19 protein-coding genes are annotated in these 25,075 nt (G+C 69.9%); 13 read left to right on the top strand and 6 right to left on the bottom strand.

Annotated elements, in window-relative coordinates:
* The first annotated feature begins 72 nt into the window (after positions 1-72).
* Positions 73-5,859, top strand: coding sequence for an anti-phage protein ProA (gene proA / locus ATL45_RS08485; protein ID WP_246025231.1), 5,787 nt, complete (start codon positions 73-75; stop codon positions 5,857-5,859).
* Between the two features lie 114 nt (positions 5,860-5,973).
* On the opposite strand, the gene ATL45_RS08480 is transcribed toward proA, so the two are convergent.
* Positions 5,974-6,828: a CPBP family intramembrane glutamic endopeptidase gene (locus ATL45_RS08480; RefSeq protein WP_211841193.1), complete on the bottom strand. Its 855-nt coding sequence runs from the start codon at positions 6,826-6,828 to the stop codon at positions 5,974-5,976.
* Positions 6,829-6,849: 21 nt separating this feature from the next.
* Positions 6,850-7,734, bottom strand: coding sequence for an alpha/beta fold hydrolase (locus ATL45_RS08475; protein ID WP_093152768.1), 885 nt, complete (start codon positions 7,732-7,734; stop codon positions 6,850-6,852).
* Between the two features lie 60 nt (positions 7,735-7,794).
* Here ATL45_RS08475 and ATL45_RS08470 point away from each other — a divergent pair, with 60 nt between their 5' ends.
* From ATL45_RS08470 to ATL45_RS08430, 9 genes are all read left to right on the top strand, one after another.
* Entirely contained in the window at positions 7,795-8,343 is a 549-nt protein-coding gene (locus ATL45_RS08470) for a helix-turn-helix domain-containing protein (RefSeq protein ID WP_093152771.1), read from the top strand.
* A 121-nt stretch (positions 8,344-8,464) separates the two neighbouring features.
* A complete protein-coding gene (locus ATL45_RS08465; protein ID WP_093152773.1) occupies positions 8,465-9,631 on the top strand; it encodes an ROK family transcriptional regulator in 1,167 nt (388 codons plus the stop codon).
* 2 nt (positions 9,632-9,633) lie between these two features.
* Positions 9,634-10,665 (top strand): extracellular solute-binding protein, encoded by a 1,032-nt coding sequence (locus ATL45_RS08460; RefSeq protein WP_093152776.1) that lies wholly within the window; start codon positions 9,634-9,636, stop codon positions 10,663-10,665.
* A gap of 110 nt (positions 10,666-10,775) precedes the next feature.
* Positions 10,776-11,837: an ABC transporter ATP-binding protein gene (locus tag ATL45_RS08455; RefSeq protein ID WP_093152779.1), complete on the top strand. Its 1,062-nt coding sequence runs from the start codon at positions 10,776-10,778 to the stop codon at positions 11,835-11,837.
* Positions 11,834-13,567 (top strand): ABC transporter permease, encoded by a 1,734-nt coding sequence (locus ATL45_RS08450; protein ID WP_093152781.1) that lies wholly within the window; start codon positions 11,834-11,836, stop codon positions 13,565-13,567. Before ATL45_RS08455 ends, ATL45_RS08450 begins: the two co-directional genes overlap by 4 nt.
* A gap of 35 nt (positions 13,568-13,602) precedes the next feature.
* Complete coding sequence (locus ATL45_RS08445) at positions 13,603-15,075, top strand: lyase family protein (protein ID WP_093152784.1); 1,473 nt, start codon at positions 13,603-13,605, stop codon at positions 15,073-15,075.
* Positions 15,072-16,007: a carbohydrate kinase family protein gene (locus ATL45_RS08440; protein ID WP_093152786.1), complete on the top strand. Its 936-nt coding sequence runs from the start codon at positions 15,072-15,074 to the stop codon at positions 16,005-16,007. Before ATL45_RS08445 ends, ATL45_RS08440 begins: the two co-directional genes overlap by 4 nt.
* A gap of 121 nt (positions 16,008-16,128) precedes the next feature.
* Positions 16,129-17,103 carry an amidohydrolase family protein gene (locus ATL45_RS08435; protein ID WP_093152789.1) on the top strand — a complete coding sequence of 325 codons (975 nt, stop codon included), beginning with the start codon at positions 16,129-16,131 and terminating at the stop codon, positions 17,101-17,103.
* Positions 17,100-18,134: an SIS domain-containing protein gene (locus ATL45_RS08430; RefSeq protein WP_093152791.1), complete on the top strand. Its 1,035-nt coding sequence runs from the start codon at positions 17,100-17,102 to the stop codon at positions 18,132-18,134. The genes ATL45_RS08435 and ATL45_RS08430 overlap by 4 nt, the downstream gene beginning before the upstream one ends.
* 54 nt (positions 18,135-18,188) lie before the next feature.
* On the opposite strand, the gene ATL45_RS38785 is transcribed toward ATL45_RS08430, so the two are convergent.
* Positions 18,189-18,365 carry a hypothetical protein gene (locus ATL45_RS38785; RefSeq protein WP_170210200.1) on the bottom strand — a complete coding sequence of 59 codons (177 nt, stop codon included), beginning with the start codon at positions 18,363-18,365 and terminating at the stop codon, positions 18,189-18,191.
* 76 nt (positions 18,366-18,441) lie between these two features.
* Between ATL45_RS38785 and ATL45_RS08425 the strand changes: the two genes are divergently transcribed.
* Positions 18,442-19,002, top strand: a complete 561-nt coding sequence (locus tag ATL45_RS08425) for a DUF4232 domain-containing protein (protein ID WP_246025230.1) — start codon at positions 18,442-18,444, stop codon at positions 19,000-19,002.
* 534 nt (positions 19,003-19,536) lie between these two features.
* Entirely contained in the window at positions 19,537-20,205 is a 669-nt protein-coding gene (locus tag ATL45_RS39520; protein WP_246025229.1) for a hypothetical protein, read from the top strand.
* 94 nt (positions 20,206-20,299) lie between these two features.
* On the opposite strand, the gene ATL45_RS08415 is transcribed toward ATL45_RS39520, so the two are convergent.
* A complete protein-coding gene (locus tag ATL45_RS08415) occupies positions 20,300-21,277 on the bottom strand; it encodes a cation diffusion facilitator family transporter (RefSeq protein WP_093152796.1) in 978 nt (325 codons plus the stop codon).
* A gap of 228 nt (positions 21,278-21,505) precedes the next feature.
* Here ATL45_RS08415 and yidC point away from each other — a divergent pair, with 228 nt between their 5' ends.
* Positions 21,506-22,528, top strand: a complete 1,023-nt coding sequence (yidC, locus tag ATL45_RS08410) for a membrane protein insertase YidC (RefSeq protein WP_093152799.1) — start codon at positions 21,506-21,508, stop codon at positions 22,526-22,528.
* Between the two features lie 201 nt (positions 22,529-22,729).
* Here yidC and ATL45_RS08405 read toward each other — a convergent pair whose 3' ends face one another.
* Entirely contained in the window at positions 22,730-23,368 is a 639-nt protein-coding gene (locus tag ATL45_RS08405; protein ID WP_093152801.1) for a class F sortase, read from the bottom strand.
* Positions 23,365-24,768 carry an MSCRAMM family protein gene (locus ATL45_RS08400; RefSeq protein WP_342775254.1) on the bottom strand — a complete coding sequence of 468 codons (1,404 nt, stop codon included), beginning with the start codon at positions 24,766-24,768 and terminating at the stop codon, positions 23,365-23,367. Before ATL45_RS08400 ends, ATL45_RS08405 begins: the two co-directional genes overlap by 4 nt.
* Between the last annotated feature and the right edge of the window lie 307 nt (positions 24,769-25,075).

Here is a 25,075-nt window from a genome sequence, read left to right as displayed (position 1 = left end):
AGCCATTCGGTCTTTCGCACGTCCAGCTGTGAGAACGAGCGGTTGCGGGTCGAGCTCTTGTATCCGCCTGCCATGTACTACGCGTTGGTGCACAACCGGGTGCCGGTGGTGCAGCACATCAGGCTCGAGAACCTGGGGGACGCTGCCGTCGAACCGGTTGAGGTCACGCTGGAGCTGGTCGGGCCGGACGGGGCGCTCGCCGAGCCGTGGGTGCGTTCCGAGGTGGCTGTGCCGGCCGATGGCGTGGTCAGCTGGGACGACTTTCGCGAGTTCGCGCCGGATGCGTCGGTATTGAAGCGAGCCGACGAAGCCTTTCCCGTCACTTACCGCCTCCGGGTGAGGGCGGTGGGTGCCAACGATCTTGAGCTGTCGGTCCCGTCCCGGGTGCTTGCCCACAACGAATGGCTGAGCGCTCCGGCGCTCTATGAGTCGATCGCTGCTTTCGTCCAGCCGAACACCAGCGCCGTGCAGCAGGTCTTGCGGTCGGCGGGGGCGCTGCTCCAGCGGGAGACGGGTTCGAGCTCGTTGCAGGGCTACCAGGCAGGCCCGAAACGTGCGGTGCAGATCGGTGCCGCCGTGTACGAGGCGCTGCGCGAGCAGGAAATCACCTACGTGGGTATGCCCGCGTCCTTCGAGGAATCAGGGCAGAAGGTCCGCACGACGGCCGAGGTGCTGCGGGATCGAGTCGGCAACTGCATCGACTTGTCGGTCACCTACGCCGCCTGCCTGGAAGCCGCCGGTCTGCACCCGCTGATCTGGATCGTGCGCGGGCACGCGTTCGCCGGGTTCTTTCTCAACGAGGAACGACTGCCGGAGAGTGTGTCCCTGGAACCGGCTCAGATGATCAACGTGGTCGAGTCGGCCAAGGCGATCGCAGTCGAACTCACCGGGATCGGCCCCGGCTCGGACTCCGTTGATTTCGCCGGCGCAGTACGGCTGGGCGGCGCACACCTGCGAGGGCCACGCGACCTGCACGGCATGGTCGACATCAGGCTCGCGCACCGCTCTGACATCAGGCCGATGCCCACGGTTGACGCAGTGGCGTCCGAAGCCACTGAAGTGGCGCAGCCATCGCCGCGGCAGGGGCGTCTTGCGCTTCCGGACGAGCTGGTCGCCAGCGGCGCGCTCAACGACGAGGAGAACCTCGAACAGCAAGCAGCCACCAGTGACGCGCCACCGCGGATCGGGGCTTGGCGACGCGCGTTGCTCGATCTGAGCCTGCGCAACCCGCTGCTCAAACTCCCCAAGCGCGGTAAGGGACTGGACCTGCACATTCCCGTTGGAGGGCTGAAAGACCTCGACGATCTCGTCCACGCTGGCAAGCCGCTCAACATCGTGGCCCAGGATGTCCTCGGCGGAGTTCACGAGTTGCAGGGCGTCCGACGGGCTCAGGACCTCCCCGACGACGTAGTAGCGAATGAATTGGTGACCGATCACCGTGTCTACGCCTCGGTGCCCCAGGCGAAATACGTCGATCACATGCGGGCGCTGCAACGTGCGGCGCGAACCGTGGAGCAGGAAACCGGTAGCAACTACCTCTACCTCACCCTCGGGGCAATGGTGCACCCGACGGAACGCGGCGAGGCGCATGCACCGCTTTTCGTGCTTCCTGTGCGCATCGAGGGTGGTCGCGGACGCCGGCCTTACACGGTGGTGATCGACGGCGGCGAGCTCGCCGCGCCCAACTATTGCCTCGTGCAGTGGTTGCGGCAGAAGCACGGCGTCGACATCCCCGCTCTGCAGACTCCGATCCTCGATGAATCCGGTATCGATATCGGTGCATCCCTGCGCGCGATCAGGCAGGGCCTCGTCGACAACAACCTCAACTTCCGCATCGACGAGACAGCCAGCCTGCGACTCCTGGAGTTCTCCACATTCCAGATGTGGCGAGACCTGACGCAGCACTGGGAGCTCTTCATGCGGAACCCGGTGGTTCGGCACCTCGTGGAGAACCCCGGCCGGCCGATGGCTGGTACCGCACCTGCTGAGGTGGACATCGACGAGACCGAGCTTCTCCTGCCGATCGCGGCGGATGGATCGCAAATGCGGGCGATCGCGCTTGCCGAGCAAGGACACTCGTTCGTCCTGGAAGGCCCGCCCGGTACCGGGAAGTCCCAGACGATCACCAATCTCATCGCTCACGCCATGGCGTCCGGCAAGACCGTCCTGTTCGTAGCGGAGAAGCAGGCTGCGTTGGACGTGGTGAAGCGGCGGCTCGCCGCGCTTGGTCTCGACACGTTCTGCCTGGACGTGCACGGCCGTAAGCAGTCCCAGCGCAGCATCACCCAGCAGCTCAAGGCGGCGTTGGAACGGCAGGCGCCGGAGGACCCCCACGAATGGAGTGCGCTGACGGCCAAGTTCCGGTCCCGGGTGACCGAACTGCTTGAGTATCCGGAGCAGCTGCACAGCTCCAACGCAGCTGGTTTCTCCGTCTGGTCGGGCTATCAGGCGAAATTGGCGTACGGCGACGGTCCGGCAGCCCCTGTGCCTCCGAGCTACTTCTCGCTTCCGCAGGAACAGCGTCGCGCGGTCGAAGCCGCCGCCCGCGATTTGCCCAGCGCAACACATTCCGCTCGTATGCGACCACAACACCCGTGGGCGATCAGTGGGCTTCGTAATGTCGAGGGCCTCGAGCCTCGTGCCGTCCTGGCTGCGGCGCAGGAACTTGAGAACGCGCGACAGGCGTTCGGCCGGCTCCCGGAGACGCTACGACACCGGATCAGCGCGCTACCACACCCATTGCAGCTCGGGCAGGTTATGGAGGCGGCCCGGCTCGCTCGGTCGGGAAGGCTGCCGGATGCGAACCGGACTGCCGCGGCCGCCCAAACCGGGTGGGACAATGCAGTGCAGGGCGCGGTGCGAGCCATCACCTTGTTCCAGCAGCAGCACCGGGAGTCACTCGCGACGTTCCGCCCCGAGTTCTTCGCACATCCCGCCTTCGACCACTTCCAGGCACAGGCTGCAGAAGCCGACCGCGGGCTCTTCGGTAAGAAGAAGCGCCGCCTGGCGCTGGTCGATGCATTGCGCGAACACCTGGCTCCCAACGTGGAGTTCGACGAAACGACTGCTCTCGCCAAGCTCCAAGCCGCGGCCCAAGTGCGGATGGCAGCGGCTGAAATTGCGCACAACATGCGCGCGGTCCCGGGTCTGCTGCTGCCACCTACCTGGTTGCCGACCCGTCCGGACGCCGCGACAACGGTACAAGCCGAACACCAGGCTCTGCAGGTGTCGAGAGAAGCCCGTCGTCGACTTCCCGGGCTGTGGGACGTGTTCAGCGGGCTTGGCACGCATACGCCGATCGAGGATCTGGAGCGGTTCGTCGGCGCGTGGCAGCGCTGGCTGCAGGTGCTCAATACCACCAACGAGGAATTCTCCCGTTGGGCAGCAGATTCCGGCTGGTCCGCCGCTTGGGAGCGGGACGGCCAGACCTGGGCCGGTGACCTCGGTCGCGGTCTGCTCGCGATCCAACGGTGGGGCGTGGTGCTCGCGCACACCGATGTGCTGAACAACGCCGGGCTCGCCGAGTTCCGGGACCAGATTCTCGCTGGGAAGGCACAGCCCGCGGACATCGAGATGATGGTGCTCCGGGGCATCGCCCGGTCGGCCGTGGACGAACGCTTGCGCACGAGCACGTTGGAGTACTTCGACCCTGCCACCCATGACCAGCACGTCGGCGAATACCTCGAACTCGGCGACGAGATCCGGAACCGCGTTCCCGGACAAATCGCTGCCCAGCTCGTCCAGGCGGGGCAAGGTGACACCGCTTTCTTGAACCGCGCTGGAGAACTGATTCGACGCCTGGGCGCCCGCAACGACCGACTTCCCTTCCGAGAGGCCGTGGTCCAGTATCCCGACGTCATCAGCCGGTTGACCCCGTGCTTGCTGATGAGCCCGGCGTCGGTGGCGGCCTTCTTGGAACCCGGCGGCATCGACTTCGACATCGTCGTGTTCGACGAGGCGTCGCAGATTCGTGTTGCGCAGGCGATCGGGGCGATGGGACGCGGGAAGTCGATCGTCGTGGTCGGCGATTCCAAGCAGATGCCGCCCACCAGCACCATGCAGGCCAGCAACAACGACCAGCCGGAAGACTCCTCGGTCCCCGAGGACCTCGACAGCATCCTCTCCGAATGCATCGAATCAGGACTGCCCCAGGAGTTGCTGACCTGGCACTACCGCAGCACGGACGAGTCACTCATCGCGTTTTCGAACCGGCACTACTACGACTGGAAACTGGCAAGTCTTCCTGCACCGGGTGGCGACGAGTCCGCGGGCATCAAGTGGCGTCGGGTGGACGGGCACTTCGAATCGGGTGGCAGCCGAACGAACACCGTCGAGGCCAGGGCCATCGTCCAGGAGATCTCGAGGATCCTGGCAGACACGCGCACCGCCGGTCGATCGATCGGCGTGGTCACCTTCAACATCCAGCAGCGCGACCTGGTGCTGAATCTGCTGGAGAGCAGTGATGACAGGAATATCCAGCAGGCGTTGGCCAGGACAGACAACGAGGAGCTTTTCGTCAAGAACCTGGAGAACGTGCAGGGCGACGAACGGGACGTGATCCTCTTCTCGCTTGCGTTCTCCCCTGATCCCAAGACCGGGCGAGTCCGCCTGCAGCTCGGCCCGTTGATCAACGCTGGTGGGGAGCGGCGGCTCAACGTCGCGGTGACTCGTGCTCGTACGCAGGTGATCGTGTTCAGCTCGTTCGATCCGGAGCACATCGATCTGACGGCGACCAAATCCACTGGCGTCCATCACCTACGCGCGTACCTCGAAGTCGCGGCTCGGGGTCTTCGCAGCGCCGGCGATCTGACCAGTCGACCGAACGTCGACCGGATCACCGAGGAGGTCGCTGCGGCGATCCAGGCCCGTGGTCACGAGGTGCAGTCGCGTTACGGGCTCTCGACCTTCACCGTCGACATCGCGGTGCGCGCTCCTGGGCAGCATCGTTGGCAGGTGGCAGTGGTGCTCGACGGTCCGGAATGGGCAGCGCGCCCAACGTTGGCCGACCGCGATGCAGCGCCTCGGCTTCTCACCGACGTGATGAACTGGCCTCAAGTGGTCCGGGTCTGGCTGCCGCAGTGGATGATGGATCGAGACGGCGTTCTGGACGCCATCGACCAGGCGGTGTCCGCCGCGTTGGAGCAGGTCGAGCAGGAGCAAGTCGAGAAACCACCGACGCCGGAGGAAACAGTTCCTGTTGAGACCGAAACTCCGGCGATCGAGTCCGCATCGGCTGAGGACGTCGACGGGGCCCAGCCAGTGCTGCGCGGACTTGCCACCGTTGCGCCAGAAACCGAGCCCGATCTCGGCGCGGTGGTCGAAGAGTTCGTGCCGTTCGAACCGGTCTCGATCGGCACCAGGGAGCAGCTCGACAACCTGGCGCACGACAAGTCCGTGCAGTTGTTGGTGCAGAAAGCCATGGACGAGGTGATCGCCGCAGAAGGGCCGATCGAGATCGACCGACTGATGAGGTTGGTCAGCAAGAGCTTCGGTCTGAAGCGGTTGTCCGCGGACCGCAATCAGCTGATGCGGCGGTGCCTCCCGGATCGGTACCGGGTTACGAACGGTTTCGAGACAAGGTTCGTCTGGCCGGATCACCGCTCACCAGGGGACTGGCGGGGCTTCCGGAACAACCCCAAGTTGCACGGACGGAAGTTCGGCGAGATCGCACCCGAGGAGATCGTCAACGCGATGCGCCGTGCCTTCAGCACCGGGACCGACAGCGATGCCAAGCAGCTTTATCGGACTACTAGAGAGCTGCTGGGCTATGGCAAGACCACTGAGTCGATGGAACAGCTTCTCGGTCAAGCGTTGGCCTGGGGCGTGGCAGAAGGTCGTTTGCCGGGCTTCACGGAGTAGCGGCTGGATCCTGCATCGGTGTCCTTGACCGAGATCGTTGTTCAGGAAACAGAGGGTCTTACCGGACTCGTGCCGCCGGGCCTTGATGCGGGTCCGGCGGCACGGGTTCCACGCTCAGCGGTGGGTTGGGACGAGTTCCCGGTGGGCCAGTTCTGGGGTGGTGGCCTTCCTGCGGTCCCGGTGCACAGCCAGCAGGAGCAGGGCGACCACTGCTTGGACTGCCACGATGAGGGCTTGGGGGAGGAGTTCGGTCACTCCGACCAGGGACATCGTCGCGTTGGCGCCGAAGTGGATCGCCACTGCGCCGAGGACTCCCGCTCGGTCGTAGGCGTAGGCCGCCAGGAGGGCCATCGGGATCACGCTGAGCAGGTAGGTCAGGCCGCTGAAGGTGAGCAGGCCGAAGGCGTTCTGGACGGTTCCGGTGACGAAGAAAAGCGGCAGGTGCCAGATCGACCAGATGATTCCCAGCAGCAGTCCGGCGAAGAGGCGGCCCATCTTGCCGCGCAGGCGCGGGTGCAGGGTGCCTCGCCAGCCGAACTCCTCGCTCAGCGGGCCGACGACGAGCATGACCGCCGCGAACACCAGCGGGCCGCCGGACATCTCGAGCAGCGTCTGCGCCGCGGTCGGGCTCACCGGCGGGCCGCCCAGCTGCTGCGCGAGCAGCGCGGCGCCGACCACGGTTCCGGCCGCCACCGCCAGCAGGACCGGCGTCCACAGCAGGCCTATCAACGGCAATCGCACCGAATGCGCTGGTGCGGGCTGGCGCCGGGCGGCGCGGCGCAGGCGGATCACGATCGCGCCGAACATCGGGCCGAATGCGCCGAGCAGGTAGGGGATGACGGTGGGCGAGCTCATCGCCGGTCCGCCGAGCAGGATCGCGACTCCCCAGGACGCCCAGGCCGTCGCGAAGGTGACGACCAGGAAGAGGAAGATGCCGCTTTTCTGGCGGGCGGGGCTTTCGGTGGTCACAGGAGTTCCTTTCGAGTCGTTTCAGAGCCGGTCGGCGAGCCAGTCGGCCACCAGCGCCAGCAGCGCGGCGTCGATCGGGCGGCGCAGCTGGCCGGGGTAGGCGCGGACCGAGGGGCGGCCGGGATTCCGGCGCAGCAGGTGGGTCAGGTCGGAGACCCGGTGGACCTCCACCTCGCCGGGCACCAGCCGGTCGATCTCGGCCAGATCGGCGGGGTCGACCTGGTGGTCCTTGCCGCCCGTGATCGCCAGCACCGGGGCGTCGATCTCGGCCAGGGCTGGGCGCGGGTCGTGCGCGAGCATCTCCCGGAACCACCGGGTGTTCACCGGCAAGCCGTGGACACGGGCCGCATCGGCGGTGGTCGCCTTGATCCGGTCCAGGTGCCGGTTGCCCAGTCGGCGCAGCAGCGACCGCGCCGGTGCGGGGAAGCCGCGGGTGATCATCCGGCCCTGCCAGCGCAGGGCGTCCTCGCCGAGGCGGGCGAATCCGGCCAGCAGCACCACCGCTCGGACCTGCGGATCCGAGCCGAGCGACATGGCGTGCAGCGCGCCTTCGCTGTGGCCGACGACGCCGACCGCCCGGATCTCGCGGCGCTCGGCCAGCGCGCGGAGCGCAGCCGCGGCGTCCCGGGTGTTGTCGGTGAACCCGGTCGTCCGCCAGTTGCCGGGAGTCGCGCCGACGCCGCGCCGGTCGTAGCGCAGGGAAGCGATCCCCTTCGCCGCGAGCGCGGCGGCCAGCGGCGCTCCGAGCCCCAGCCGGAGGCCGCGGGCGTTGGAGTCGCGGTCCACCCGGCCCGAGCCGTGCAGCAGCAGGACTGCCGGGTGCGGGCCGGGGCCGGTGGGCAGCGTCAGCGTGCCCATCAGCGGCAGCCCGTCGTCCGCGGTGGCCGTCATGTCCAGGTCTCGCAAGTCTCACCCTCTCATTGTTCTCAGTTTTGAGAACGTTATCAGGTGTGAGATCGTTGGTCCATGGCATCCGCGGACCTCCTCCTGCACCCAGTCCGGGCGCGCATCCTGCAGACGCTGTTCGGCTCGGATCCGCTGACCACCGCGCAGCTGCGCGAACGCCTCCCGGACATCGCGCCGGCGACGATGTACCGGCACGTCGCGGTGCTCGCGGAGGCGGGCGTGCTGGAGGTGGTCGAGGAGAAGCGGGTGCGCGGCACGGTGGAGCGCAGCTACCGGGTGCGCCAGGAGCAGGCGGTGGTGGACCCGGAAGCCCGGGAGGCGATGGGGATCGAAGACCACCGGCGCGCGTTCACCGCGTTCTCGGCGTCGCTCATGGCCGACTTCGAGCGCTACCTCGCCAGCGACGGCGCGAACCCCGCCGACGACGGTGTCGCCTACCGGCAGGGTCCGGTGTGGTTGACGAAGGAGGAGTTCGCCGAGCTGATCGAGGAGCTGGACGCGGCGGTCGTCGCGCGAACGGGCAACGCCCCGACGCCCGGCCGGGTCCGCCACGTCTTCAGCCTCATCGCGGTCCCGGACAACGCGGCGGAACCTCCCGGCGAGCGCTAGTCCGAGAGCGGCCCGTGACGGAGGGTGTTCGGTCGGTTCCGCTTGGAAGTCGTTGGGGTGCGGGGATTTTCGGTGGGGAAAGGTATTGGAAACTTACTTCGGATGGCGTATAAAGTAGCGCATGTCCGAGGTCAGCGACCGTTCTGCGCCCACTGGGAACGAAGCCCTGCGGCGCATCCGCACCGATGCGGTGCTCGCCGCGCTGCGCGAGCACGGGCCCGTTTCGCGCACCGAGCTCGCCGGGTTGACCGGTTACCGCCCGTCGTCGTTGACCGAGATCGTTCGCGAGCTGATGGGTTCCGGGCACGTCATCGAGGTCGGGGCCGGGGACTCCTCCGGGGGGCGTCGGCCGCGGATGCTGGCGTTCAACCCGTCCGCCGAATCGCTGGTGGCCGTGTCCCTGGAAGGCGAGCAGGCGCGCGTTTCGGTCGTCGATCTCGCCGGAGAGCTGCTCGGGACCTACAGCCTCGTGGTGGATCCGGACGCACCGCTGGACGGGCTGAGCGACGTCGTCCACCAGGCGCTCCGGATGCATCCGAAGCCGAGCCCGAGCCGCGTCGTGTTCTCGCTCCCCGGTGTTGCCACCGCGGAGGGGGCCGTGGAGCTCTCGCCGGTCTTGGAGGCGTTGGGCGGGCGGTCGCTCACCGGGGCGCTGGCCGAGCGGGTCGGATTGCCCGTGCAGATCTCCAACGACGTCAACCTGATCGCGCTGGGGGAGCGCGAGCGCGGTGCCGCCGCCGATGTGGACGACCTGGTGCTGATCTACGTCGGTTACGGCATCGGCGCCGCGATCGTCAGCGGCGGAGCGCTCTGCCGCGGAGCCGCCGGATTCGCCGGCGAGATCGGCTTCCTGCCCGCAGGCCTGCCGCCTGCGCCGCACAGCGGCGGGCGCGGTGAGTTCGAGCGGCGGTGGAGCGTTCCCGGCATCCGGCAGGCGCTGTCCGAACTGGACGGTCGGGCCGACGATGCCCCGGTCGCCGAGCTGGCCGCTCGGGCCGGTGAACCCGCCGTCGCCGAGCTGCGCAGGCAGGTCATCGAGGCGTGGGCCTACGCCGCCATCGTCTGCGCGTGCGTGGTGAACCCGGCACGCGTGGTCTTCGCCGGAGCCGCCACCGAACTCGGTCCGGACGGGTTGGCCGAACTGGCCGCGCTCGTCGGCTCGGCGGCGCCGTCGGCACCCGAGGTCGTGTTCGCCGAGCTCGGTCCGCGCGCGCTGCACATCGGCGCGGTTTCGCCATCACTGATCCCCCCGGCTGCGAACACCGCGCAGCCCGTGCGCGAAGGGTAGCCATGCGCAGAATCCTGTCCCTCATCACCGGTATGACGTTGTTCGCCGGTCTGACCGCCGGATGCGGTCTCAACGCCGCCGGTGGCGACGACGGCCTGACCATCTACACCGCCCGCGACAAGGCGCTCGCCGAGTCCGTCGTCAAGGACTTCGAGGAGGCCAACCCCGAGTACAAGGGCAAGGTCCGGCTGCTGACGCTCGGCGCGCAGGAGGCCGCCGAGCGGATCTCCGCCGAGCGCGGTCGCCCGCAGGCCGACATCTGGTGGGGCGGCTCGTCGCAGCAGCTCGACCACGCCGCTAACGACGGCGTGCTGGCCCCCGTGCCCGACCAGGTGCGCGACCGGATCCCCGAGCGCTACCGCGACGAGCAAGGCCGCTGGGTCGGCGAGATGATCCTCGCCGAGGTCGTCTTCTACAACGATCAGATGCTGACCCCGGAACAGGCCCCGAAGGACTGGGACGACCTGATCAAGCCGGAGTTCAAGGACAAGATCATCGTCCGCGACGTCGCCGCCTCCGGCACGATGCGCAGCATCTACTCGGCGATGATCAGCCGCAACAGCACGCCGGACAATCCCGAGCCGGGCTACGAGTGGCTGCGCCAGCTGGACGCCAACACCAAGGTCTACGCGGCCAACCCGACCGACCTGTACCTGCGGATCCAGCGGCAGGAAGCGCCGATCAGCGTCTGGAACCTGCAGGACGTCATGCTGCAGCAGAAGAAGAGCGGTGCGCCGTTCAAGCCGGTCGCCACGACCTCCGGCGTGCCGCAGTTGATCGACGGCGTGGCCAAGGTCAAGGACGGCCCGAACGGGGCCGCCGCGGACGCGTTCCTGGACTTCCTGCTGAGCGTCGACGAGCAGAAGAAGCTGGGCGAGGAGCACTTCCAGATCCCGACCGTCGAGGGCGCCGGTGAGCCGAGCTGGCTGGCCCCGCTGGGCCTGCACGAGATGCCGGTGGACTGGGAGCTGGTGGGCGGCAAGGAATCCGAGTGGATCGCCCACTGGAGCGACCGCATCAAGAACCAGAACTGAGGCCAAGCCTCGACAGCGGTGCGGGGTGCCCGTTCGGTCCGAACCGGCACCCCGCCCGCGCCCCGACCAGTCGCCCCGCCGGTGCGCGGGCAGAGCACGGAGCGACCAGCATGATCCCCGTTCGCCTCGACCGCGTCGGCAAGAGCTACGGCTCGGCCGCCCCGGTCGTGCAAGACATCGACGTGACGATCTCCTCCGGTGAGTTCTTCACGCTCCTGGGCCCGTCCGGCTGCGGCAAGTCCACCACGCTGCGCATGATCGCCGGGTTCGTCACGCCCACCAGCGGCCGAATCCTCTTCGGCGACCGCGACATCACGGCCACCCCGCCGAACAAGCGCGGCACCGGCATGGTGTTCCAGAACTACGCGCTGTTCCCGCACTACGACGTCGCGCAGAACGTCGCCTACGGCCTGGTGACCCGCAAGGTCGCCAAGGCGGAGCGCGCCGAGCGGGTCACCGCCGCGCTCGCCGCGGTGGGCCTCGACGGCTACGCGAACCGGCGCATCGACCAGCTCTCCGGCGGTCAGCAGCAGCGCGTCGCGCTGGCTCGCGCACTGGTCATCTCGCCCTCGGTGCTGCTGCTCGACGAGCCGCTGTCCAACTTGGACGCGAAGCTGCGCGAGGAGACCAGGGTCGAGATCCGGCGCGCGCAGCGGGAAGCCGGCATCACCAGCGTCTACGTCACGCACGACCAGGCCGAGGCGATGGCGATGAGCGACCGGATCGCCGTGCTGGAATCCGGGAAGCTGCACCAGGTCGGCACTCCGCGCGAGGTCTACCACCAGCCCGCGACCGCCTTCGTCGCCAAGTTCATCGGCGGCAGCAACGTCCTGGACGCCGAGGTCGTGGAGGTCTCCGGCGACCGTGCCGTGGTCGAGCTGGCCGGATCCGGCGCGAAGCTCTCCACCGGCGGCGCCGAGCAGGCCCAGGTCGGCGAGCGGGTCGCCGTTTCCGTCCGGCCCGAGCACTTCGAGCTGACGGATCCCGGCGAGGGCGGCTTCGACGCCGTCGTGCGCGCCGTGGAGTTCACCGGCGCCACCTGCCAGTTCGAGCTGCGGGCTGGGGACCTGGAGCTGTCGGTGGCGGTGCCGGACCGGCCCGGTCTGCCGCAGCCCGGCGACGACGTGGGCCTGCGCCCGGACGCCGAGCACGCCTGGCTGGTGCGGCCATGAGCGCCCCGGTGGTGCAGACCCGGCGCCGCAAGCTCCCGTCGCCCGACGGCGACCGGTTCGTCTACGTGCTGGCCGTGCCGGTCGTGCTGGTGCTGCTGTTCCTCGTCGTCATCCCGATGGCGACCACGGCCGTCACCTCCGCTGGTGGCAACGGCTTCGCGGCCAACTACGGCAGCCTGTTCGGCGGCAGCTCCGGGCAGGCCCTGCTGCTGTCGTTGGTGAGCTCGCTGCTGTCGGTCTTCTTCTGCGGTCTGCTCGGCACCCTGCTGGCAGTGCTGCTGCACCGGTTCGACTTCCCCGGCCGCCGCGCGCTCTCGGTGTTCGCGGTGCTGCCGATGGCGCTGCCACCGCTGATCGGCGCGGTGTCGTTCGTGCTGCTCTACAGCGAAACCGGAATCCTGCCGCGCACTCTGAGCGCGCTGCTCGGCATCGACGCGGCCAGCACCTCGGTCGGCGGGCTGGCGGGCGTCGTCCTGGTGCACGCCTTCACCATGTACCCGTACTTCTACCTGTCGGTCTCGGCCGCGCTGGCCGGGATGGACGGGTCGCTGGAGGAAGCCGCGACCAACCTCGGCGCCGGCCGGGTCCGGGTGTGGCGCACGGTGCTGCTGCCGATGCTGACCCCGGCGCTGGTCTCCGGTGCGCTGCTGACGTTCATGATGTCGATGGCGTCGTTCACCGCGCCGCAGCTGTACAACGTGCAGACGCTGACGATGGAGATCGTCTCCGCGCGCACCTCCGGCAACGCCGCGCTCGCCGCCGCCCAGTCGACCGCGCTGTCCGTGGTGTCGATCGTGTTCCTGCTGAGCATGCGCTGGTACCAGGGACGTCGCGTGCACCGCAGCCTCTCCAAGGGCACCCCGAGCGCGCGGCGGGCGCCTGCCTCGGCCGGGGCGAAGTTCGCCGCCGCGCTGGGCAGCCTGCTGCTCACGGTGGTCCTGCTGGCACCGGTGCTGGTGATCGTGCTGGTGTCGTTCTCGGTGGACGGTGCCTGGACGACGCAGGTGCTGCCGACGGAGTACACGCTGGACAACTACCTGGAGATCTTCTCCGAGCCGCAGAGCCTGCTGCCGATCTCGGTGAGCGTGCAGACCAGCTTGCTGGCCACCGCTTTCGCGATCGTCGTCGGTGCGGCCGCCGCGTGGGTCGTGGCCCGGTGGCGCAAGCCCGGCCGGGGACTGCTGGACGTGGTCATCATGCTGCCGTGGGCGCTGCCCGGCACGGTCATCGGCGTGAACCTGGTGACCGCGTTCAACGAGCCCGGCGTCGGCAACCTCGGCCTGACGCTGGTCGGCACGCTGTGGATCCTGCCGGTCGCCTACTTCGTGCGGTTCGTGCCGCTGGTGTTCCGCTCGACCAGCGCCTCGCTGGACCAGCTCGACCCGGCGCTGGAGGAAGCCGCGCGCAACCTCGGCGCCGGTCCGCTGCGGGTCCTGCGGACCGTCACGCTGCCACTGGTCATGCGGGGTGTTCTCGCCGGTGCGCTGCTGGCCTTCGTCGACGGCGTCGGCGAGTACGTCGCCTCCGTGGTGATCTACCCGCCGGGTCTGCCGCCGATGTCGGTGGAGATCTACAACCGGATCTACTCCTCGGAGTTCGGCACCGCGGCGGCCTACGGCGCACTGCAGATCGTGCTGATCCTGATCGTCCTGGCGGTGTCCAACCGGCTCGGCCAGGGGCCGCGCCAGAAGCGTTCCGCGGCCGCCCCGGCGGTCGTGCCCACCGCGTGAGCCCATCGCAATCCACAGTGGAAAGAGTTCTTGACATGCAGTCTCCGGAAAACCTGTCCGTCTACTGGCAGAACCACCTCCGGGTCGCCTTCGAGAAGTCCGCGCCGCAGCTGTACCGGCCGATGCTGACGGCCAGCCTCGCGCACGTGGTGATGCTCGCCGAGCAGGGCCTGCTGCCGGCCGAGCGCGCCCGGCAGCTGCTGGGCGGGCTGCGCGAGCTGCTCGCGGCCGAGGACGACCGGTTCGTCTTCGACGGCAGCGTCGAGGACGTCTACTACCTCGTCGAGCAGCGGCTCGCCGCGGCGGCCGGGATCGAGAAGTCCGAGCTGGACGTCCAGCTGGCCCGGTCCCGCAACGACCTCGACGCCGGGGTGTTCCGCATGGTGCTGCGGGACAACGTCCTCGACCAGGCGCGGCAGGCCTGCGCCGCCGCGGAAGCCGCCGCCGTGCAGGCCGACCGGTGCGCGGAGGTGCTGATCACCGGGTTCACCCACCGCCGTCCGGCGCAGCCGACCACGCTCGGGCACGTGCTCGCCGGTTACGCCGAGGCGCTGCTGAGCCAGGCCGACGAGCTGCTGTCGGTCTACGACGAGCTCGACGTCAACCCGCTCGGCTCCTGCGCCTTCGCCGGGACCGACCTGCCGATCGAGCCGGCTCGGCTGGGCGAACTGCTCGGCTTCCGGGAGAACTTCACCTCCAGCTACGAGGCGGTGGCCGGGGCGGAGCACCTGATGCGCACCGCGGCCGTGCAGGCGCGGATCCTCGCGACCGGTGCGCGGATGGCCCGCACCATGCTGGACTGGATGACCTACGGCTGGATCGCCACGCCGGACGCCTACTGCCAGGGTTCGAGCATCATGCCGCAGAAGAAGAACCCGGTGGTGCTGGAGCACATGTGCTCGATGGCGGGCGCGGCGGCTGCCGACCTGGCCGCGACGATGAACAACGTCGGCGCCGCCTGGTACGAGGACTCCAACAACGCGACCACCGACGTGCAGGAACACCTGTGGCGGGCGGGGGATCGCTCGGTGCGGTTCCTGACCATGATGGGCGGGCTGATCGAGGAGCTGCGCCCGCAGGACCCGCCGTCGCCGGAGCAGGTCGTGGCCACCGGCGCGACCACCACCGCCATCGCCGAAGCGCTGGCCGGTGCCGGAATCCCCTGGCGCGGCGCGCATTCCGTGGTCGGATCGCTCGTCCGCCAGGCGCCACCCGCGGAGTGGACGAGTTCGGTGGTCACCGCTGCGATCGCGGAGGCCGGGCTGGGCGAGGTGGACGACTCGGTCGTCGAGGCCGCGCTCGCCGCGGGGCTCAAGCCGGAGCTCGTGCTCGACCGCCCGCAGGTGGGCGGCCCGGGTGCGGCGGCCGTGCGGCGCACGGCGGAGCTGGCGCTGGACCGGGCGCGCTCGCTGGCCGGTGAGTTCGCCGCTCGTCGCGCGGTTCTCGGCGAAGCCGCCGCCAAGCTGGACGCCGCGGTCGACGGTGTGCTGGCCGGGGGCCGCGGGTGAACCAGCCTGCTCCCGACGACCGGATCACGGTCGTCGGCAACGTCAACCTCGACGTGCTGGTCGCCGGTGCGGCGGAGCTCCCGCCGCCCGGCACCGAGCAGATCGTGCCCTCGATCGTCCTGCGCCCCGGTGGCTCGGCCGCCAACACCGCCGTCGTGCTGGCGCAGCTCGGCAGGCCGACGGTGCTGGCCGGGCGCGTCGGCGACGACGGCACCGCCCGGCTGCTCGCAGAACAGCTCGACATCCCCGGACTGCGGCTCGACCTGGTGCGCGCCGACGCGCCCACCGGCGTGACCGTGGCGGCCGAGGCACCGGGCCGGGACCGGTCCTTCCTGTCGGCGCTCGGCGCGATGTCCGAGTTCGACGCGGAAGCCGTCCCGGCTGAATCGCTTTCCGCGAAGTTCGTGCTGCTGTCCGGGTACTTCCTGCTCCCAGCCCTGCGGGGCGACTCCGCGCGCGACCTGCTGGCCCGGGCACGGCGGGCGGGAGCGCGCACTGCGCTGGACACCGGGTGGGACCCGGCGGGCTGGTCCGGAACCACCCGCGCCGAGGTGCTCGAACTGCTCCGCGAGGTCGATGTCTTCCTGCCCAACGAGGACGAACTGCGCGCCCTGCGCGGAGACGCCTGCGCCGACGAGGAAGCGGCCCGCAGCATCGCCGACGAAACCGGCGCGATCGTCGTCGTCAAGCGCGGCGCTCTCGGAGCCCTCGTCGCGCAGCCGGGTCAGGAGCCGATCGCGTGCCCGGCACCGGAAGTGCAGGTGTGCGACTCGACCGGTGCCGGGGACGCGTTCAACGCGGGCTTGCTCCACCGGCTCGCGGACGGCGTGCAGCTCGCCGACGCCGCCGACTACGCGGTGCGGGTAGCCGCGACCGTGATCGTCCGCCCCTCGCACGACCGCGCCATCACCCCGGAAGACGTGATGACATGAGCCCGGTTCTGCTCAACGGCACCTCAGGGGACCGTGGCGCAACTCGGCCACAGGAAACCGCGAAACGCGAGATCGAGGCGGACGCCACCACAACTGTGAAGCGCGGAGAGGCGGAACCGACATGAGCAGCACCTTTCCAGTGGTCGACTTCCACCTGCACTTCCGCATCGAGCACGATCCCGCCACCCGGGACCTGTCCGGTGGTCAGTTCAGCTGCGCCGACCACGACGAGCAGGCGCAGCGCCGCCGCGACGAGCTGGTGGCCGAGCAGTCGCGGCGCTGGCGACGGGCCTGGGACTTCCCGGACCCGCAGCCCGACCCCGACCGGACCTGGCAGGACGAGGCCGACATGTGGCTGGCCGAGCTCGACGAGCACGGCATCGCCCACGCCTCGTTCGTCACCGGCTGCGGCGACGAACAGGTCGCCGAGCTGGTCCAACGCGCCCCGGACCGGTTCTCCGGGATGGCGAACCTGCGCGACCTCACCGCGCCCGGCGCCGCCGAGCAGCTGGCCAGGGCGATCGACGAGTACGGGCTGCGCGGGCTGAAGCTGTTCGCGCCGCTGCTGCCGCACCGCATCGACGACCCGGCCGCCGAGCCGGTGTGGCGGGTCGCCGCCGACCGCGGCATCCCGGTGCTGATCCACTTCGGGCACTGCGGGTCCAGCGGCGGCGTCGCGCACAACGACCACATCGAGCCCGCGTGGCTGGAACCGGTCGCCAAGCGGTTCCCCGGCATCCCGTTCGTGATCCCGCACTTCGGCGTCCAGCACGTGCAGCAGGTGCTGTTCCTGTGCTGGGCCTGCCCGAACGTCCTGGTGGACACCTCCGGGTCGAACCAGTGGGTGCGCTGGATGCCCTACAAGCTCACGCTCGAGGACCTGTTCCGGCGCTGCTACGAGACGATCGGACCCGAGCGCATCGTCTTCGGCAGCGATTCCTCCTGGTTCCCGCGCGGGTACTGCTACCGGTACCTGGCCGACCAGCTGCGGGTGTGCCACGAGATGGGCATGCCGGAAGCGGACCTGCGCGCGATCTTCGGCGGCAACGCCGCGCGCCTGCTCGGGATCCCGGACTTCGCGAGGGGAAGAACATGACGACGACAGAAGCAGGACTCGGCACCTGGATGGCCGCGGAGATCGCCGAGCAACCGCGGGTGCTGGCCGACCTGGCGGGCCGGGCCGGGGAGTTCCGGGCGGTCGCTGAGCAGCTCGTCCGCTCCCGGCCGAAGTTCGTGCTGTTCGCGGCGCGCGGCTCCAGCGACAACGCGGCGTTGTACGGCAAGTACCTGGTGGAGGTGCTGCTCGGACTGCCCGCCGGTCTGGTGTCGCCGTCGACGACCACGCTGTACGGCGCCGAACCGGACCTCACCGACGTCGCGCTGATCGCGGTCAGCCAGAGCGGCGGTTCCCCGGACCTGGTGGAGGTGACCGAGCAGGCGGCCCGGCGCGGGGCGTTCACGGTCGCGGTGACGAACACGCCGGACTCGCCCCTCGGCGCCGTCGCACGACACGGCCTGGACATCGGTGCGGGCAGGGAGCGCGCGGTCGCGGCGACCAAGACGTACTCGGCGACGCTGCTCGCGCTGAACCTGCTGATCACGGCGGTCCGCGGGGTGGCCCCGGAATCTCCCGACCGCATCGGCGAGTTCGCGCAGGCCGGCCTGGACGACAACGCGGAGCGGAGCGTTGAGGCCGCGCACCGGTTGCGCTTCGCGGACCGGGTGATCACCACGGCGCGCGGGTACTCGCTCGCCACGGCGCAGGAAGCCGCGCTGAAGCTCGCCGAGACCAGCTACCTGGTCACCCGTGCCTACAGCGGCGCGGACCTCCTGCACGGTCCGATCGCAGCGGTGGGGCCGGAGACGGCGGTGCTGGCGGTGGAGGGATCCGGACCGGGCGGTGCGGCGATGGCAGAACCGCTGGCCGCGCTCGCCGCGAAGAACGCGGACATCCTGCGGATCGGTCCCGGCGCGGATGCCCGGCTGCGCGTCCCGGACGTGCCGGAGGAGCTGTCCCCGGTCCTCGAGGTGCTGCCGCTGCAACGGCTGGCGTGGGAGCTGGCGACCTCCCGCGGCTACGACCCGGACAGCCCAGCGGGCCTGCGCAAGGTCACCGAAACCCGCTGAAGTCTCCCGCGCCGCCGGACCGCCGCACACAACGGTCCGGCGGCGCGGGTCCCATCAAGCGCTGACGGCCGTTCGGGACGCGTTGCCGGCCAGCTGTACTGCGATGATCACCAGGGCGAACGCGCCGAGCGCGGTGGCCACGCGGATGTCGTGGAACGTGTCCCAGACCGCCAGGCGCTCCTGGTAGTCGGGTGCGAGCCCGCCCGCTGGCGCTGCCGCGTTGCGAGGCATGGCCGGAGGTTCCGGGCTCGCGCTCACAGAACGCGCACAGGGCGGTCCCCGGCGGCGGATGTGGAAAGATCGGTCCGTGAAGTCAACTCCCGCAACGCTTTTCGGTCGCGCCGGTGTCCTGCTCGCCGGTGTCGCGGTGCTCGCCGCCTGCACCGGTCCCGAGCCGTCGCCACCGCCGGAGCCTGCTCCGACCAGCGAGCCCGCGGGCTGCCCGGAGTCCGGCGTGGAGATCACCGCGGGACAGGTGGACACCGCGATGTTCTCGCGGGCGATGGGCATCGTGATGACCAACTGCGGCACCGGTGAGTACACCGTGAACGGCTTTCCGGTGGTCCGGGTGCTGGATGCCGACCAGCAGCCGTTGGACATCGCGGTCGGCAACGGATCGAGGCCGGTGAGCGCGCCGGACAGCTACGACGCGCCGCCCGAGCCGGTGACGCTGCGGCCGGGCGAGCAGGTGACCGCGCGGGTCCTGTGGCGCAACGAGGTGACGAGCTCGACCGAGGCCGCTGTCACCGGCAGGTACTTGGAAATCGCTCCGGCCGAGGGTGAACCGGCGCAGGTCGTCGAGCCGGACGGCGGGGTCGATCTGGGCACCACCGGCCGGTTGGCGGTGAACGCCTGGGCCGTTCGCTGAGCCGCCCGCTCCACTCGGACGGCCGCGCTTCGCGCTGGTCAGCGAGGCTGTTCGGGGGAATTGTGGCGCGCACCACGGGCTGTGCCCGGGGGTAGGGGTTCCGCGCGCGCTGATCGACCGAGACAATGCGCGGTCATGGCCAATGAGCGTGCAGAGCCTCCAGTCGGCCGGCCGGGCCCCGGACCGTCCGGGCCGCCGCCGGGACGTCCGCAGGACGGACCGCCGCAGGGGCAGGTGCCCCCGGGGCGCCCGCCGCAGGCACCGCCCGGGCAGGTGCCGCCCCGGCCGATGCCTCCGGAAGGGCAACCGCCGCAGGCCCAGGAGACGCGGCAGCTGGGACAGGTCGGCCCCGGTCAGCCTCCCGGACCGCCACCCGGCGCACCGCAGGGACCGCCGCCCGGCATGCCGCCGGGTCCGCCACCCGGTGCGGCTCAGCAGGGCCCGCCGATGCCGCCCGGCCCCCGTCCGGGCATGCCGCCTGGCGCGCCGCCGCAGGGTCCGCCGCCTGGCGCTCCGCAAGGTCCACCGCCCGGAATGCAGCAGGGCCCGCCGCCCGGTGCGCCGCAGGGACCGCCGCCCGGCGCTCAGCAGGGCCCACCGCCGAACCAGTACCCGGCGACGCGGGTTCAGCAGCGCTTGGACGGGCTCGACGAGCCGGTTTCCCACCGCGAGCCGGATGCCGACCGCCAGAGCAGCCGCGAGGACCCGTACGCCGAGGGCCGCCGCGATGAGGCACGCATCCGCGACGCTTACGACGACGGCTACCGCGCCGCCTACTACGAGCACTACGACGACCGGCGCGACAGCCGCCGCGACGATCGCTACCAGGACGACTACGACGACCGGTACGAGGAGCCGCGCCGCGAACGCCGCCGGGAGCGGGCGCCCCGGGAGGACCGCTACGACGACCGCGAGTCCCGGTTCAGCGGGCCCAGCGCGGACACCATCGGCCGCCTGATCGGCGTGTTCACCGGGCTGATCGCGCTGATCTTCGTGCTGCACATCATCTTCGTGGTCACCGGGGCCAACCAGGAGAACAGCTTCGTCTCGTTCACCTACGGCACGGCGAAGGTCTTCGTCTTCGGCCTGGGCGACGTCTTCCAGCCGGGCGACGCGACGATCGGCGTGGTGCTCAACTACGGCCTGGCGGCGCTGATCTACCTGTTCGGCGGCCGGATCGTCGCGCGTGCGCTGAAGCGCTGAGTTCTCGGCGCCATTTCCGCAGGCAGGTGACCGTGAGCGTTTTGGGGCGCTATGGCACCACAAAACGCTCACGGGCCTTGACCTGCGGAAACGCTCACAGCGGGTGGCCGTAGCGGGCGAGGACCCGAGCGCGCAGCTCCGGATCGGTGCGCGGCACCGGTTCCAGGAACACCTCGTCCAGCTCCGGGAACTCCTCGCGCAGCATGCCGTCGATGCGCACCACGGCGCGTTCCAGCGAGGTGGAGTCCAGCGCCGCGGCGAAGTCCACCCGGGCGCAGCACAGCACCCGGTCGGTGCCGACGTTCATCGACAGCAGGTCCACCACGCTGTCCACCTCCGGCTGCTCGGCCAGCCTGCGCCGCACGGCCGCCAGCAGCCTGCGGTCCGCCTGCTGGCCGATGAGCAGGCCGAGGTTGGTGCGGGCCATCGTGTAGGCCACCAGCGCGAGCAGCGCGCCGATCGCGATCGAGCCCAGGCCGTCCCAGACGCTCGACCCGGTCAGGTCGTGCAGCCCGAGCCCGGCGAAGGCCAGCAGCAGACCGGCCAGCGCCGCGCTGTCCTCCAGCAGCACCGTCTTGACCGTCGGATCGTCGGAGACCCGCAGGTGGTGCAGGATCGTGTCGCCGTCCGCGGCGGCCTCGGCCCGCACCTGCCGCATCGCGCGCAGCCACGACACGCTCTCCAGCACGAAGGCCAGCGCGAGCACGATGTAGCCGACCAGCGGCTGGGTCTGCTCCTGCGGTTCGCCGAACAGCGTGCGGAAGCCCTCGACGAAGGCGAACACCGCGCCGGAGACGAAGATGCTGATCGCGGCGATCAGCGACCAGAAGTACCGCTCCTTGCCGTAGCCGAACGGGTGGCGCGCGTCGGCGGGCTTGCCGGAGCGCCGCAGCGCGGTCAGCAGGAACACCTCGGTGCAGGTGTCGGCCACCGAGTGCCCGGCCTCGGCGAGCATCGCGGCCGAGCCGGTGATCGCGCCGGCGATCGCCTTCAGCACCGCGATGGCCAGGTTGATGCCCAGCGCGACCAGCACCGTCAGCGTGCTCTCGCCGCCCTTCTCCGCCTCGGCCATCCGCCACTCCCGTGTCGTCGAGATGGCGAACACGCTAGGCCGGGTGGGTCTGATCCGCCCTGTGACGCTCTGTGCTATATATCCCCCTTTCGGGGGGCGACGGTTGGTGCGCGAACCGGCATGGCACCCTGGGAATGGCCGACCCTGCGCGGTTCGGCTGGCCGCGTACGCCCCGGTATCACCGGACAGGCGGGCCATGTCCCGTGGCCCAAGACCAGGAGTGACTGAGTGGAAAGCTTCTTCTCCTTCATCCTCTACCCGGTGTCGGCGATCTTGTGGTTCTGGCACAAGATCTTCGGCGCCGTGCTCGGCGAGGACAACGGGTTCGCCTGGGCGCTCGCGGTGTTCTTCCTGGTCTTCACACTGCGCGTGGTGCTGCTGAAGCCGGCCATCAGCCAGATGCGGGCCGGCCGCAAGATGGCGAAGTTCGCCCCGCACATCCAGAAGCTGCGCGATAAGTACAAGAACGACCGGCAGCGCATGGCGCAGGAGATGCAGAAGCTGCAGTCCGAGCACGGGGTGAACCCGCTCGGCGGCTGCCTGCCCGCGCTGCTGCAGATCCCGGTCTTCCTGAGCCTGTTCCACGTCCTGCGGAACTTCCACCCGGGCGCGGAGAGCAACTTCATCTTCGACAAGGCCGGCGTCGACTCGTTCATCAACGCCTCGATCTTCGGCGCGAAGCTGTCGAACTGGATCACTCAGCCGGAGCAGGAACTAGCGCTGTTCGGCACCGACCGGACCTCGATGATGATCGTCGGCATCCCGCTGATGATCATCGCGTCGGTGGCCACCTTCTTCACGATGCGCCTGTCGATGAAGAAGCAGACCGACGCCGCGATGGCCAACCCGCAGTCGGCGATGATGGCCAAGTTCATGATGTACGTCGCGCCGATCGGCGCGATCATCTCCGGTTGGTTCCTGCCGATCGCGGTCCTGCTGTACTGGCTGGCCAACAACATCTGGACGCTGGGCCAGCAGCACTTCCTGACCAAGAAGATCGACCGCGAGCAGGAGCGGGAGAAGGCCAAGGAGATCGAGGCCAAGAAGGCCGCCCCTCGGCCGAAGCCGGGTCAGAAGCCGGTGCGCCAGGACGGCAAGGACGCCGACGAGGAGTCGGCCTCGACGACCACCACGGCGACCAAGCCGAAGAGCAGCACCAACGGCCAGCGGCAGGGCAGCAGGCAGGGTGCGAAGAAGAACCGCCCGGGCAAGCAGGCCGCCTCGGCGAAGAAGGGCAAGAAACGGCGATGAGCTGCGATTTCAATGGAAATCAGACGTCTGATTTCCATTGAAATCGCGCGGATCCCGACGCACCGTCGGCGTGTCGGGTCCCGACGCACCGACGGCGTGAGCAACTTCCATTGAAATCGAAGATCTGATTTCCATTGAAGTTGCGCAGACGTGGAGAAGGGCCGGTGGAGGAGATCCACCGGCCCTTCTCGTCGTTCCCGGTCAGGCCGGGGTGGCGATGACGATCCGGTTCTCGTCGTAGCCGAGGTCGCCGCCGACGTAGCGGCCACCGCAGGTCACCAGCACCAGCCGGTGCTCGCCGCCCTGCCCGAACAGGTCGCGGGCGCGGGCGGGCAGGTCGTCCTTGTGCACGGTGACGACCTCCGAGACCTGGTACCGCCACTCCTTGCCCGCGTCGTCGACGACGGTCACGGGCTGACCGGTCTCGGCCTCCCACAGCTCCTCGAACGGGCCGATCGCGCCCTTCCAGTTGACGTGCCCGGCCAGCACCGTCGCGCCCTTCGGGGCGTCGAGCCCGGCGCCCCACCAGGTCGCCTCGTCGACGCCGTCGGGCACCGGCAGCGTGCCGGACCGGTCGATCTCCTTGCGCACGAGCTCGGCCGTGCCGCCCTGCGGCAGCCGGACGGTGCCCGGTGGCTGCCCGGCCGGCACGTGCACCGGCTGCGCGGGCAGCGCTTGCGGAGCCACCGCTGCCGCCTCCGGCGGCGGCGCGGGCTGGTCCGCGGCAGTGCTGGTGGTGGGCGCGGTGAACAGGTTCCCGGCGACCACGACGGCCACCGCGACCAGGGCGATCACCGCGACCGCCAGCACGACGAACAGGGAACGGCGCCGAGCTGTCACTGCTTCTGCGCCCCGATCCGCCGGCGCAGCGCGAAACCGGCCCCGCCGATCACGGTCACGGCGGTCAGCCCGGCCAGGCCGAGCAGCCCGGCGGGCACGCCCTCCTCGGTCGGGTCACCGGCCGGGATGCGGATCGGCACGGTGGGCGTGTTGGGCTTGTTGACCAGGCTCAGCTCCAGCGTCTGGCCTGCCTCGACGGTGCCGGTCACCGACGGCGGGTAGGCCTCGTCGAAGGCCTCCTCGTAGCCGGGGGCGGGCTTGACCTCGGTGATGGTGATCTCCTGCGGGGTGCGCAGGTCGGGGACCTCCACGGTGCCGTCCTCGCCGGTGACGACCACGAGGGGCTCGCCGTCCTCGCCGACCAGCGGGGTGCCGTCCTGGCGCACGGCGGGCGAGCCGTCGGCGGCGGTCACGCGCAGCGAGACGCCGGCGATGCCGGCCTGGCTCTCCGCGTCGGTCTTGCCGACCTTCACCACGCCCGGCGCGGTCACCGCGGTGGTCGCGGCCTCGACGGTGAGCTCCTGCTCACCGCCGGTGGACACCACGCGCTGGGTGGAGTCGGGCTGGTTGACGGCCTGCCGCACGTACGGCCGCTCGGCCGGGGCGGACAGCTTCCCGGCGATCTTCGGGTTCGGCCCGGTCGGCGTCACCTTGAGCACCAGCGGGCTGCCGTCCTCCGGCGTGGTGACGGTGCCGTTCGCCTCGACGCCCTCGATCTCGACGTCGGTGGTGGACAGCTGCACCGGCACGCCGCCGATGCCCTTGCCGTCGGGGCGCTGCACGGTCAGGGTCCACTCCGCGGCCTGACCGATGGTCTGCTCGCCCTCCGGCGAGGTCAGCGCGGCCTCCCAGGGGCCGCGGTTCGCGCTGGCCTCCGCCTTGAACGACTCCACCGCGGCCTTGGCGCCCTGCGGCAGCTTGGCGAGGTGGCCGTCGACGTCGTAGCCGATCCGCCTGAAGTCGTTGTTCGGGTCGAGGTCGGCCTGGCTGCGCGGCGCGGCGGTCCACGAGTGCAGCAGGTGCGCGAGCGCGGCGGCCTCGTCGGGCGACTGCGTGTTGCCGTAGCGCAGCAGCAGGTAGGAGATGTCGGCGGCGGTGTCGGCGGGGATCGCGGTGCCCCACTTGGTCTTGAGCTCGTCGCCCGGCCGGTACTCCTCGTTGCTGTCCGGCGCGGTCAGCGCGAACTGCACGCACCACACCTGCTGGCCGTTGACGAGGTAGGAGCCGAGCCAGTCGCGGGCCGGATCCGGGTTGCCCCGGTACGGCTGCCCGGGCCTGGTCTCGTGGCCGACCGCTTCCTGCGGGTCGGCGCCGGCGGCACCGGGGAGGGCCAGCAGGCTCCCCCCGGTGAGCACGGCGGTGCCCAGCACCGCCGTGACCCATTTCTTGAACATGCGCATGCGAGCTCCAGTTCCGGTGGTGGAGGTGATGCGGCGCCGCTCGTTCGTTCCGCTGAACCCCGACCAGGAATCGCGCGGGCGCCCGACGCGATACTTCCGATCACGGAGCGTGTCAACAAGAGGTCATCCGGTTGATGTTGTCGATCACTCCGCGTCGAAGGTCGGGCGGGCGCGGCGCGCTGATACCACCCGATGAGACGAGTCGAGTGGTCGCGATCACCCGTTTCCCGTCACTCGGTGCACCGGCGTAGAAAGGTTGGCGACCGGATGTGATCGATATCGCCGGAAATCGATACCGAGTAGTTTC

The sequence above is a fragment of the Saccharopolyspora antimicrobica genome, assembly GCF_003635025.1.
Taxonomy (GTDB): domain Bacteria; phylum Actinomycetota; class Actinomycetes; order Mycobacteriales; family Pseudonocardiaceae; genus Saccharopolyspora; species Saccharopolyspora antimicrobica.
This window is presented reverse-complemented; position numbering and strand designations above follow the sequence as displayed.